A 13,261-nucleotide genomic window follows, 5' to 3' on the forward strand; every position below is an offset into this window, starting at 1 on the left:
ACGGATAAAACACAACACTATGAGACAAGCAAAAATATTAATCTACGATGGCAGCTTTAATGGGTTCCTTAGCACAATTTTTAAGGCTTTTGATGAGGGTATTCAGGTGGCGGATATTCAAAAGAACGCTACCGCCCAGCGGGGGTTGTTTTCAGAGACCGAAACCGTTTTCACTCAAATGGATAAGGCTAAAAGGGTATGGAACGGAATTCAAAAGAAAAGCAATGCCGCTATTAAAAATATCTACTTTGCGTTTTTGGGCGAAACAAAAGGTATTGAGCTCTTGCTCTATCGATACATTAAAAAACTATTTTCTCCCAAAGATCTAGTGCATCTGAATTTCTCCGACGATACCGTCTTAAAGATAAGTCAATTGGCAAAATTAGTAGGTAGAGAGAAACATCGCATGGAAGCCTTTGTACGTTTTCAATTGACACAAGATGGTGTTTATTTTGCTAATATTGAACCTGATTTTGATGTACTGCCTTTGATTTCAAAACACTTCCGTTCACGGTACGCAGACCAACAATGGTTGATCTATGATGTCAAACGCAAATACGGATTGTTCTATGACTTACATTCGGTAGAAATCGTTTCTTTAGATTTAAAGGAAGTGTACACCAATAGTATTCGGCAAAATGACACCTTTTCAGCTGCGGAATACAGCTATCAAGACCTGTGGAATAACTATTTCAAAAGCACCAATATCAAATCACGTATCAACATGAAATTGCATACCCAGCATGTACCAAAAAGGTATTGGAAATATATGAGCGAGAAGAAGGAAGCTGTATAGATTAAGGCCTTTCGTAGTCGTTTATTTTAGTAAAAAAATCCTCGCGCATTTGCGCTGCGTCGAAATCTTTATAGTAAAATATTTTGCGATCACCATTGTCCTTAGATGTAGTTATTTCCACTTCTTCCATCCATTCAGGGTGGAGAAAGGCGTTGACTATAGATAAGTCCCAGATTGTTCTACGCGTCCGTCCAGAATCAATATGATCGTCCCAGATTTTAAGTAGATAATCTCCTAGAAAGTGATTTTCAAATTTCAATCTGGTTTCTTTGTAATCGAATGTCATTTGATTCGCAACACTGACGGGAATAATATGCATTTCGACTTCCGAAAATAAAAGATGACTTAAGGCATATTGGTCCATCATACAATTGAAATCATCTCTGCGCAGCACCCCCTTTTCAAAATCATAGGTTGTACCCAACCAAAATAATTTGATTTTCTTGGCAATCGAAGGTTCTATGAATACTGCCGAGGCGACATTGGTAAGTGCACCCAAAGCAATTACGTTCAATTTTTCAGCATCTTTCAACGCTAGGGCTTGATTAATAATTTCATAAGCCGCTGCGGAATGTTGTGCTTGATCACCCCAATCATACATTCTTGCTACCCCACCCCTATTGGTCTTAATGCCAAGCCCCATTACGCCTAAGAGTGTTTGATTAAGACGATGACTGTCTTCCATACTGTTTGTAGTAGACCAGTGACTCGCCTGCCATTGGGTTGCATTCAGGGCAGTAACTTCAACCATTGGATCCATTAAAATAAGGCCCAAAGCGAAGGCATCGTCAACCTCATTAGCCGTATCGGCATCTAATAATACCTTGGTTTTTTCCTGAGAAACTACAGTACTAGTTACAAGTGCAAGTAAGAAAGTTAATTTTCGAGCTTGATTTAGCATGGCATCCTTATTTTAGAATATCGCAGCTCCTAAAATACATAATTATGTCAGGCTTACTTGGAACGTTCTCCTACAAAATGGTCACTCTGGTTCTTAAAGAGCACATTAAAAGTGGTCAAACTTCCGTAGATGCGCGTTATATACTGTTGCAAATCAACTTTTTCTTGGTCATCTAAATTTTTACTGGCGTTTATTTTCTGTTCCATCACCCTAATGCGATCACGAACCATCACCACCTTATGAAAAAATGTTTGGATGGGTATTTCTTTGTTGGCGAGACCAGTGTCTTTTGGTGCTAAGACCAATGTACCACCTTTCCATTTATCAGCTATTGGGCTTATCGAAGAGGCATCGCTCCATTTTCTTAAAATTGCAATCAAAGACTGTTCAACTTCTGAAAAACTTACGCTATCAACCTCATCTTCAACCGCTTCTATGATCTCGAATTCCGAGTCAACAGCTATCGTTTCCAATCCGTTTTCCATAAAAGTAACCCAGTAGTATTTTGAGGTTACATTGGTGACAACCCCTTTACCAAATTCGGTATGATCAATTCTTGAGCCTATTCCTAAGATTTGCATTTGCAGTATTTTCTGTTAAAAAGCCAAAGTTAGAAGCTAACATTTAAATAACAAAAAGGATTTGAAACCTATTCTCATTTTAGAGGTCAAAATCGTACTTTTGCAACTTTGTCGAATCGAATGATAAACTACGAGGAAAATATAGAAGTGAAAGGCGCACGTGTTCATAATTTGAAGAACATCGATGTTACCATTCCAAGAGAGAAATTAGTCGTCATTACGGGGCTTTCCGGTAGTGGTAAATCTTCACTGGCCTTTGATACCATATATGCAGAAGGCCAACGCCGGTATATTGAAACCTTCTCGGCCTATGCGCGTCAGTTTTTGGGTGGACTAGAACGGCCTGATGTTGACAAAATCGACGGACTTTCTCCTGTAATTGCCATTGAACAAAAGACCACTTCAAAATCTCCTCGCTCCACCGTAGGAACCATTACAGAGATCTATGATTTTTTACGCTTACTGTTCGCTAGAGCTGGTGACGCCTACAGCTATAATACAGGAGAGAAAATGGTTAGTTACAGCGATGAGCAAATCAAAGAACTTATCAAAACCGACTACGACGGAAAAAAGATAAATGTACTTGCGCCTATCATCAAATCGAGAAAGGGTCATTATCGCGAGCTCTTTGAGCAAATCGGAAAACAGGGTTTTGTAAAGGTTCGCGTTGACGGAGAGGTAAAAGATATTGTAAAGGGAATGAAGGTCGACCGCTATAAGGTACACGATATTGAAATCGTCATTGACCGCTTGAAGGTGACCGACACCGAAGATATGGACAAACGACTTGCCGAATCGATAAACACGGCCATGTATAGTGGTGATAACGTCTTAATGGTACTTGAGGAAGGTGCTTTAGAGGCAAGATACTTTAGCCGAGACTTGATGTGCCCAAGTACAGGCATCTCCTACCCTAGCCCAGAACCCAATACATTTTCCTTCAATTCGCCAAAGGGCATGTGTTCGCATTGCAACGGACTCGGACACGTTTACGAAGTAAATGAATTGAAGATATTTCCCAATAAAAAACTGTCTATCAAATCAGGAGGGATCGCCCCCTTAGGTGAATACAAAAAATCTTGGGCATTCAAGCAAATCGAAACCATTGCGCAACGCTATGAGTTTGAAATAACCGATCCCATAACGAAGATTCCAGATGCGGCTATGGAAGTTTTGCTGCATGGTGGTGTGGAAAATTTCGAAGTTGATTCGAAAACTCTTGGCGTAAAACGCACCTATAAAATTGATTACGAGGGTATCGCAAACTTTATTAAGAATCAGTTTGACGAAGCTGCTTCTACCTCAATTAAGCGGTGGGCCAAAGAATACATGGACAAGGTAAGCTGCCCTACCTGCGGGGGGTCTCGTTTGCGTAAAGAATCGCTAAACTTTAAGATTGGCGAACAAAATATAGCAGACTTAGCGCAATTAGATATTGCCGAACTGGCCGATTTCTTTGCCAATTTAGAAAAATCATTGGAGGGAAATCAATTAAAGATTGCCGAAGAGATTATTAAGGAAATCAAGACAAGAATCCGTTTCTTATTGGATGTCGGTCTTGATTATCTTTCGTTAAACCGAAGTTCAAAGTCATTATCTGGTGGAGAAGCCCAACGTATTCGCTTGGCTACCCAAATTGGATCTCAACTAGTAGGCGTTCTCTATATATTAGATGAGCCAAGCATTGGCCTGCACCAGCGCGACAACAATCGTTTGATTCAATCTTTAGAGTCACTGCGTGATATTGGCAACTCTGTAATTGTGGTCGAGCATGATCGCGATATGATAGAACGGGCAGATCATGTTATCGATATCGGGCCACACGCAGGTCGACATGGTGGAGAAATCATATCTGAGGGGCTTCCGAAGGATTTAAAAAAAGAAAACACCTTAACGGCGGATTATATCACGGGTAAAAAGGAAATTGCGACGCCTAAAAAACGCAGAACTGGCAATCGGAAAAAAATTACGCTTACGGGCTGTACCGGCAACAATCTAAAAAATGTTTCCATAGAACTGCCCCTAGGACAAATGATAGGCGTTACTGGAGTTTCAGGCAGTGGAAAATCTACACTAATCAATGAGACGCTATACCCTATCATGAATGCCCATTATTTCAATGGTGTAAAAAAGCCCATGCCTTATAAAAAGATTAGCGGTTTAGAACATATTGATAAAGTCATTGATATCAATCAAAGTCCGATAGGGCGAACCCCTCGTTCGAATCCGGCTACCTACACGGGCACGTTTAGCGAAATACGTTCCCTCTTTGCCAAAACCCCTGAAGCGGCCATCAGAGGTTATAAACCTGGGCGCTTCAGTTTCAACGTCACCGGAGGAAGGTGTGAAACCTGTCAAGGTGGAGGACTTCGGGTAATTGAAATGAATTTCTTGCCAGATGTATATGTAGAATGTGAAACTTGCAATGGCAAACGTTTTAATAGAGAGACGCTAGAGATTCGCTACAAGGGAAAATCGATTTCAGATGTGCTTGAAATGACCATAAACGAAGCGGTAGACTTTTTTGAGCTTATTCCTAAAATTCATAGAAAACTAAAAACCATACAAGATGTAGGCTTGGGTTACATCTCATTGGGGCAACAATCAACTACCCTTTCGGGCGGAGAAGCGCAGCGCATCAAATTGGCCACAGAACTATCAAAACGAGATACGGGCAACACTTTTTATATTCTAGATGAGCCCACCACAGGCTTACATTTTGAAGATATTCGCGTACTAATGGAAGTTTTGAACCGTTTGGTAGACAAAGGAAATACCATTTTGGTTATCGAGCATAATATGGATGTGATCAAAATGGCCGATTATATCATCGATATGGGTTATGAGGGCGGTCGTGGCGGCGGAATGGTGGTTGCAAAAGGAACACCAGAAGCAATTTCAAAAGACAAAAAAAGCTATACGGCAAAGTTTTTGAGAAAAGAATTAGGTTTGTAGGTTGATTTAAATCAAACTCCCAAAATTAGAAGGTTCTCTCCAAGGAGGGGATTAAAAAAATCACTTTATATGAGAAAAGAACAACATCATAAAGGTTGGAATGAGATAAAAACGAATGATTCTTGGGCGCTGTTCAAGATCATGGGTGAATTTGTCAATGGTTTTGAGCGCATGAGCCTTATCGGTCCCTGCGTTTCTATATTCGGTTCTGCCCGAACGAAAGAGAATGAAAAGTATTACAAATTGGCTACTAGTATAGCAAAGCGTATTGCCGAAGCTGGTTACGGAGTTATTACAGGTGGAGGCCCTGGTATAATGGAAGCCGGTAATCGAGGTGCAAATTTGGCCGGGGGAATATCGGTAGGACTCAATATTGACCTTCCCTTTGAACAACACGATAATCCATATATAGATAACGATAAGAGTCTTGATTTCGATTATTTCTTTGTGCGTAAAGTGATGTTCGTCAAATATTCACAAGGCTTCGTTGTAATGCCTGGTGGCTTTGGCACCTTAGATGAGCTTTTCGAAGCGATAACGCTTATTCAAACCAACAAAATTGAAAAATTTCCCATCATACTGGTAGGAACATCTTTTTGGCAAGGCTTACTCGATTGGATAAAAAATACGATGTTGGAGGCAAAAAATATTAGTCCCGAAGATTTAGATCTTATCCATTTGGTCGACACCGAGGAAGAAGTCGTTGAAATTATCGACGCATTCTACAAGGGCCGATCTCTTAGTCCCAACTTCTAAAGTTTACTCATTGAAGCAAAAAGTGCATTCACATATTGCGATCGGCATCCTGGTGCTTTTGTTGGGTACTTTCTCAGCTGGTGCGCAGCATATGAATTCGCTAAACGTGAGACTAAACGATGAAACCAAAGAACTCAGCATACAACAAGAGTTCACCTATCACAATTACGCTAACAAACCCTTAGAAACGCTTTATTTCAATGATTGGGCCAATGCATACTCCGACAAGAATACCGCCTTGGCCAAAAGTTTTGCAGAACAGTTCAAGAAAAGTCTGCACTTGGCAAAAGATGAGGAAAGGGGCTTTACTAACATTATGACCGTCGTTGACGATGATTATCGAGGCATGACTTGGGAGCGCTCTTCAGGAAAAGATATTATCAAATTATTCTTGAACAAGCCCTTACTTCCAAATCAATCTGCCAAAATATTTTTTACCTATGTAGTTAAGTTACCGCCAAATAAGTATACCCCCTACGGCTACAGCCGAGATGGATATTACCTTAAAGACTGGTATTTGACGCCAGCCGTTTTTGATGGCAAATGGCATTTGTATTCGAACAAAAATCTCGAAGACTTATACACCGATCCGACTGAAACTACCTTGAACCTAATGTACCCCGAAGCTCTTAATTTAGCCTCGAATTACAGAATTCTAGGGAATTCACAGTTTCCAGGAGGGCAACAGGCACAGCTTGAGGGCAATCGCCATAAAAGTTGCGAATTAATTTTCTCTCCGGTAGATACTTTTACTACGCACATCACACCACACATGACTATAAAGACAGACATCACTGCTACCAAATACGATGCTGTTTTACAAGGAATATCTATCAATAGAGTGACAAAATTTATTTATGAAAATCTTGGAAAATATCCGCATGCACAGCTTTTAGTCAGCAGAATCGACTATAGCAAGAACCCGCTTTACGGACTAAACCAACTGCCCAAATTTATACGGCCTTACGAGGAGCGATTTCAATTTGAGATGAAAATTCTGAAAACGGCGCTGACCAATATTTTAGAAGAAGCTATATATCTCAACCCTAGAAAAGAGCAATGGTTGAACCATGCCATCGCAAATTATTTAATGATTGCCTATGTCGACGAGTTTTATCCCGATCAAAAGTTATTGGGAAAACTATCTAAAATTTGGGGTATCCGTAGTTTTAATTTGGCGAAGATGAGCTTTAACGAACAGTATCCATTTTTTTACCTGGGTATTGCACGTAAAAATCTAGACCAGCCCTTGATCACACCAAACGACTCATTGATTGTTGCAAATCAAAAAATTGGGAACAAATACAAGGCAGGCTTGGGTTTGGCCTATTTGGCAAGTTATATTGGCAAAGAAAAGGTAGACGAGAGCATAAAGACGTTTTACAAATTCTATCAATTGAACCGAGTACGGGTATTGGATTTTGAATCTATACTAAAACGCTCAGCAGACCAAGATATCGATTGGTTCTTCAATAACTATGTCTACTCCGATCGCATCATCGATTATAAGATCAAAAAAATTGAAAAAACCGAAGATTCGCTAAGCATTACCATTAAAAATAAGGAAGGTACGGTAGTTCCCATTTCAATGTTTGGCCTGAAAAATGACACGGTTGTTTCTAAGTATTGGTTCTCAGGAATTGATAAAGAAAAAACAGTTACCATTCCTCGGGGAGAAGAAAAAAGACTTGTATTAAATTATGATCAAAAAATACCAGAATTCAATCAACGCGATAACTGGAAGTCGTTAGGCGGGTTTTTATCTAGCAACAAGAAGTTAAAGTTTACATTTTTTAGAGATTCCGAAAACCCATATTACAATCAAGTATTTTATGTTCCTGTTTTGAATTTTAATATTTATGATGGATGGACTCCTGGACTACGACTTTACAACAAAACCCTGCTAGAGCGTCCATTTGTTTATGACTTTGCTCCCTCCTATTCTTTTCGCGAAAAAGCTTTCGTGGGTTACGGCCGACTTTCCTACCGAAAATACCTAACCAAAACGGGCTTGTATGTCGCCAACTATAGCCTGCGAGGTTCGACCTCCCATTTTAATGTGAATTCAAGATACTCTACCATAACGCCTTCATTGAGTTTTGGATGGCGGCCCGATAACCTAATCTCAAATAAAAGACAATTTTTATCATTTCGATATCTTAACATTTTCAGAGATATTGACGAGAGTTTGGCTGATCTGCGAAACGATCCTGAAAATCCAGATTACAGCGTCTTTAATATTCGGTATACTAATGTCGACAATAACATTTTAAATTATTCCTCTTTGTACCTAGACTTTCAACAATCAGGAAAGTTTACCAAATTCGCTGCAGAATATGAATATCGCAAGCTCTTTCAAAACAACACCCAGTTTAATCTGAGGCTCTATGCCGGAAAGTTTTTAAGAAACAAAACCAACTCCGATTTCTTCAGCTTTGCGCTAGATCGTCCGACGGATTATCTTTTTGATTATGCGTATTTGGGTCGTTCAGAAGATTCTGGCTTGTACAGTCAGCAGATCATTATCGCAGAGGGTGGTTTTAAGTCCTTTTTAGATGAACAATACCGATTTTCCAATGATTGGTTAGCTACAGCCAATGCTAGTGTAAATTTATGGCGATGGATTGAATTCTATGGTGATGTCGGCTTTGTTAAAAACAAAGGCTTAAAAGAAAAATTTGTTTACGACTCCGGTATTCGTTTGAACTTAGTAACAGACTATTTTGAGTTGTACTTCCCATTGTATTCTAACAATGGTTGGGAAATTTCACAGCCAAATTACGGTGAAAAAATCCGATTTATTGTTACGGTCAGCCCTAGAACCCTCACTGGTTTATTCACCCGAAAGTGGTTCTAGTTTCTTAACAAATTCTTAATACGAATAGGGTAATTTGTTGTTTTTCTAACAAATACTCATTTTTACTTCCTTTTTTCTATCAATAATTCAATAAATATGCCTACTTCAAAGTTGTATTAATCGCGGGTATTGAGTACTTTTGCAAAAACCTTCAGCAATAGATGGATATATCACCCAAAACCAGCAATGACATTTCATTTGATGACTTTAGAGCCCAGATCTTGAAGGATTATGAGATCGCCGTCTTAAGTCGTATTTGCAGTTTGATGGGGAGAAAAGAGGTTTTGAACGGTAAAGCCAAATTTGGAATTTTTAGTGATGGAAAAGAATTACCACAATTGGCCATGGCACGCGCTTTCAAAGATGGTGATTTTCGAAGCGGTTACTATCGTGACCAAACTTTTATGATGGCCCTGGGCCTTCTTTCGCCAAAGGCACTTTTCCACGCCCTTTATGCTACCACCGATATCGAAAAAGAACCTATGAGTGCCGGCCGGCAAATGATAGGACACTATTTAACCTATAGTCTTAACGAAGATGGGAGCTGGAAGGATTTGACCAAACAAAAAAACACCGCACCCGACATCTCATCAACCGCAGGTCAAATGCCAAGGTTGCTAGGGTTAGCGCAGGCGTCGAAAATGTATCGCAATCTCAAAGATATTGATGCAACCAAGTTTTCTGTAAATGGAAACGAGATAGCCTGGGGCACCATTGGCAACGCAAGCACAAGTGAAGGCTTGTTTTTTGAGACCATCAATGCTGGTGGAGTTTTGCAAGTACCGATGGTAATTAGTATTTGGGATGATGACTACGGTATTTCAGTACCCCAGGAATACCACACTACAAAAGAAGATATTTCTGAAGCGCTTAAAGGCTTTCAACGCGACGAATCGAATAAAGGATATGAAATCTTAAAGGTAAAAGGGTGGGATTATACGGCCTTAATGCACGCCTATGAAAACGCATCCGATATCGCTCGTGCAGAACATGTACCGGTAATGATACATGTTACCGAACTTACCCAACCCCAAGGTCACTCTACTTCAGGCTCTCATGAAAGATACAAAAGTGAAGAACGCCTAGAATGGGAACGTGTAAATGATTGCAACAAACGCTTTAAAGAATGGATAATCGAATCTGGTATCGCTTCCGAAAAGGAGTTGAATGCCTTGGAGTTATCTCTTAAAAAATTAGTGCGAACCGCCAAGAAAGAAGCTTGGGCTGAATACTTGGCCTCGCATTTGGCGCAAAAGAAAATACTTGTCGACCTGCTTGATAAGGCAGCCAATAGTAGTCAAAACAAGGCTTTTATAATAAAGCTCAAAAATGATCTTATTGCCTTAGAGGAACCTATTAAAAGAGATTTGGCATCAACTGCTAGAAAAGCGTTGCGCTATCTTTTGGGTGAAAACAGCTCGGAAAAGGAAGCCCTATTGGCATGGACCAATAATTTTCTAAAAAAAGAACAACCCAATTACAGTGACCACTTATATAGTGAAAATGCCAATAAAGCAACTAATATTGCCGAAGTAAAACCCGAGTACGATGCAAAAGCAGCTGTAGTTGATGGACGGGTTATATTAAGAGATAATTTTGATCGGCTATTGGAGAAATATCCTGAAATTTTAATTTTTGGGGAAGATACAGGTACTATTGGTGATGTAAACCAAGGGCTTGAAGGTTTACAAGATAAACATGGAAAACTGCGCGTTGCCGATACCGGAATACGAGAATCGACAATCATTGGCCAAGGTCTCGGTATGGCCCTAAGAGGGCTTCGCCCAATTGCCGAAATTCAATATCTTGATTATATATTTTATGCCATGCCCACATTAACAGACGATGTGGCAACTATTCGCTATCGAACCGTTGGAAAACAAAAAGCACCTTTGATTGTAAGAACACGCGGTCATCGTTTGGAGGGAATTTGGCATTCAGGTTCACCCATGGGCGGGCTAATACATGTACTTAGGGGAATGTATATTCTTTCTCCCAGAAATATGACCCAAGCTGCAGGTTTTTATAACACGCTTATGAAAAGTGATGAACCCGCATTGGTAATAGAAAGCTTAAATGGCTATCGTCTTAAAGAGCCTACCCCTAACAATCTAGGTGAATTCTGTACCCCTATTGGCATCGTTGAAACTATAAAAACCGGTACCGATATCACCTTGGTTTCTTACGGATCTACCCTTAGGCTTGTAATGCAGGCAGCCAAAGAACTGCTGGAGGTTGGAATCGATGTTGAAGTTATAGATGCTCAATCGCTTCTTCCTTTTGATATCAATCATGATGTGGTAAAAAGTGTTCAAAAAACAAATCGACTATTGGTGATTGATGAAGACGTTCCTGGGGGTTGTTCTGCATATCTACTGCATGAAATCATTGAAAAACAAGGCGCCTTTACCTATTTAGATAGCGCCCCGCAAACGCTATCGGCTAAACCGCACCGCCCGGCATATGGCTCCGACGGAGATTATTTCTCAAAACCAAATACCGAAGATATTTTTGAAAAAGTGTATGCGATTATACACGAATCCAATCCCGAAGATTATCCCAATTTGCGCTAAGCAGTAGTTTCCGCTATCGGTTTTTTTTATATTTAGAAACAAATCATTTTCATGTTTCTCGCTTTTCCCAACTTTAATATTTGGAGTACTCCCCTTCTCTTGCTAACCATACAAGGGCTCATATTTGCCGTACTCATTTGCAATAGATATCGAAAACGAAAGAACCTTTCTGATGTGCTCCTTTTTTTTATCTTGGTAATCACTTGCTATCACCAAACCACCTATACCCTAGGTTTTATGGGCTGGTATGATACGTTTAGAAACACCAAGATCAACTACGCACTTATTGCATTAACCATAGCCATTGCACCACTGATCTATTTGTATGTCAAGTCAATAACAAGGTCTTCTTTTAGTTTTCGCAAAAAAGACTGGCTCCATTTTCTTCCGGCCTTTTTAGTGATTATTTACCGGATACTAATTTTTAGCTATGACGCCCTGCAACCGGGTTTTGCCGCAACCCAAAACGGCTATTTAAAAATTCACTTCGATGAAGCCTATTTTCTGCCTGTTTACAGCATCTTCAGTTATATTCAAAATACCTTATACCTCGCCTTTACATTACAACTTTTCTATAATTATCGAAAAAAAATAAATGAATATTTCTCCAATACCTTTAAGCTCGAACTCAACTGGATTCGGAATTTCCTTTTGCTATACATCGCACTTTTCCTGTATGACTTAATACAGACCATTACGGGTACGATGTTCATTGACCTAGACTACAAACAACAATGGTGGATGACTCTTTTTACTGGACTCATTATTATTTATGTCGGCATCAAAGGATTCTTCACAGATACCACAAAGCTGAAAAAACTAGATTTTAGTTTTTCGCCTAATCGAGCTGCGATTCCGGAAAGGGATACTATTTCAAAAAAGAAAATCGCTACAGAGGACATTCAAAAGATAAAAGGGTTGATGGAGCATGAAAAGCCATATCTCAACCCAGAATTGAACCTCTCCGATTTGGCAAAATTGGCAAATTTGACACGAGCACAGCTTTCTGAAATCATAAATTCAGGCTTTAATCAAAACTTCAATGACTTTGTTAATGGCTATCGGGTAGAAGCTTTTAAAGATATGCTGCAAGAAGATAAGCACAAACAGCTGTCGATTCTCGGCATTGCCTATGAATGCGGATTTAATAGCAAAGCCACATTTAATAGAGTCTTTAAAAAACTAACAAACTCTTCTCCTTCCGAGTTTCTGAAAACCTTCGGTTAGTACCTAAAGGAACTTCAATTTAAGACGTCTCAAATCGTATTTGAGACCTATCTGTACGATTTGAAGCGCACATCTTATGGTTGATTCGCAATTTTGACCTGTTCAATTTTAAAAAACGATCATATGAAACGAATCATTAAAGTTATTACAACCCCTATTCTCCAAACACATTGGATTGCAGATCTCTTGTTCGCTAGCATACGGTTTATCTGCGGCATGCTGCTAGCTCTCGATTTCGGTGCCTCCAAATTTGGTATGCCATGGACTCCTGATAGTCAGAATTTAGAACTATTTGAGGTATCGGCATGGTTTCCAGAAGATGTAGCCTCCTACGGAGGAATATTCGCACTAATGCCGGTATTCTTTGCATGGATGGGGGCATTCAGTGAAGCTGTAGGGGGATTATTTCTCGCCCTAGGTCTTCAAACACGAATCGCTTCCTTTTTGATCATGTGCACTATGCTTGTAGCCATTTTTATGCAAAAATGGGGAGACAGTACCTGGAGTATGCTCCCTGCTATGGGATTTCTGTGGGTAGCTAGCTATAACCTATATCTGGGCTCTGGACGTTTTGGTGTTGATCACCTAATTATGAAAAAGCGCACTTAACATACA

General features: G+C 39.8%; 9 protein-coding genes. 7 read left to right on the forward strand and 2 right to left on the reverse strand.

The window, feature by feature from the left end; all coding sequences use genetic code 11:
• The first annotated feature begins 19 nt into the window (after positions 1-19).
• Positions 20-796 (forward strand): TIGR03915 family putative DNA repair protein, encoded by a 777-nt coding sequence (locus ABJN95_RS13090; RefSeq protein WP_348370859.1) that lies wholly within the window; start codon positions 20-22, stop codon positions 794-796.
• A gap of 1 nt (position 797) precedes the next feature.
• On the opposite strand, the gene ABJN95_RS13095 is transcribed toward ABJN95_RS13090, so the two are convergent.
• Together ABJN95_RS13095 and ABJN95_RS13100 are read right to left on the reverse strand one after the other, a co-directional pair.
• On the reverse strand, positions 798-1,697 hold the full coding sequence (locus ABJN95_RS13095) for a nucleoside hydrolase (RefSeq protein ID WP_348370860.1): 900 nt from the start codon (positions 1,695-1,697) through the stop codon (positions 798-800).
• A 53-nt stretch (positions 1,698-1,750) separates the two neighbouring features.
• A complete protein-coding gene (locus tag ABJN95_RS13100; protein WP_348370861.1) occupies positions 1,751-2,278 on the reverse strand; it encodes a hypothetical protein in 528 nt (175 codons plus the stop codon).
• A gap of 120 nt (positions 2,279-2,398) precedes the next feature.
• Here ABJN95_RS13100 and uvrA point away from each other — a divergent pair, with 120 nt between their 5' ends.
• From uvrA to ABJN95_RS13130, 6 genes are all read left to right on the forward strand, one after another.
• A complete protein-coding gene (gene uvrA / locus ABJN95_RS13105) occupies positions 2,399-5,233 on the forward strand; it encodes an excinuclease ABC subunit UvrA (protein ID WP_348370862.1) in 2,835 nt (944 codons plus the stop codon).
• 69 nt (positions 5,234-5,302) lie between these two features.
• Positions 5,303-5,989: a TIGR00730 family Rossman fold protein gene (locus ABJN95_RS13110; RefSeq protein WP_348370863.1), complete on the forward strand. Its 687-nt coding sequence runs from the start codon at positions 5,303-5,305 to the stop codon at positions 5,987-5,989.
• A 10-nt stretch (positions 5,990-5,999) separates the two neighbouring features.
• The gene (locus tag ABJN95_RS13115) at positions 6,000-8,846 is read left to right on the forward strand and encodes a metalloprotease (protein WP_348370864.1); all 2,847 of its coding nucleotides are present in this window, start codon (positions 6,000-6,002) and stop codon (positions 8,844-8,846) included.
• Between the two features lie 161 nt (positions 8,847-9,007).
• Complete coding sequence (locus ABJN95_RS13120) at positions 9,008-11,419, forward strand: thiamine pyrophosphate-dependent enzyme (protein WP_348370865.1); 2,412 nt, start codon at positions 9,008-9,010, stop codon at positions 11,417-11,419.
• Positions 11,420-11,470: 51 nt separating this feature from the next.
• Positions 11,471-12,646 carry a helix-turn-helix domain-containing protein gene (locus ABJN95_RS13125; protein ID WP_348370866.1) on the forward strand — a complete coding sequence of 392 codons (1,176 nt, stop codon included), beginning with the start codon at positions 11,471-11,473 and terminating at the stop codon, positions 12,644-12,646.
• Between the two features lie 123 nt (positions 12,647-12,769).
• Positions 12,770-13,255: a DoxX family protein gene (locus tag ABJN95_RS13130; RefSeq protein WP_348370867.1), complete on the forward strand. Its 486-nt coding sequence runs from the start codon at positions 12,770-12,772 to the stop codon at positions 13,253-13,255.
• Positions 13,256-13,261 lie beyond the last annotated feature (6 nt).

It is taken from the genome of Maribacter sp. (assembly GCF_039974175.1).
Classification (GTDB): Bacteria; Bacteroidota; Bacteroidia; order Flavobacteriales; family Flavobacteriaceae; genus Maribacter_C.

Excerpts from the sequence above, each read along its gene's own strand:
- ABJN95_RS13095 (WP_348370860.1), bottom strand. The coding sequence starts at position 1,697 with ATGCTAAATCAAGCTCGAAAATTAACTTTCTTACTTGCACTTGTAACT.
- uvrA (WP_348370862.1), top strand. The coding sequence starts at position 2,399 with ATGATAAACTACGAGGAAAATATAGAAGTGAAAGGCGCACGTGTTCAT.
- ABJN95_RS13125 (WP_348370866.1), top strand. The coding sequence starts at position 11,471 with ATGTTTCTCGCTTTTCCCAACTTTAATATTTGGAGTACTCCCCTTCTC.
- ABJN95_RS13110 (WP_348370863.1), top strand. The coding sequence starts at position 5,303 with ATGAGAAAAGAACAACATCATAAAGGTTGGAATGAGATAAAAACGAAT.
- ABJN95_RS13100 (WP_348370861.1), bottom strand. The coding sequence starts at position 2,278 with ATGCAAATCTTAGGAATAGGCTCAAGAATTGATCATACCGAATTTGGT.
- ABJN95_RS13120 (WP_348370865.1), top strand. The coding sequence starts at position 9,008 with ATGGATATATCACCCAAAACCAGCAATGACATTTCATTTGATGACTTT.
- ABJN95_RS13090 (WP_348370859.1), top strand. The coding sequence starts at position 20 with ATGAGACAAGCAAAAATATTAATCTACGATGGCAGCTTTAATGGGTTC.
- ABJN95_RS13130 (WP_348370867.1), top strand. The coding sequence starts at position 12,770 with ATGAAACGAATCATTAAAGTTATTACAACCCCTATTCTCCAAACACAT.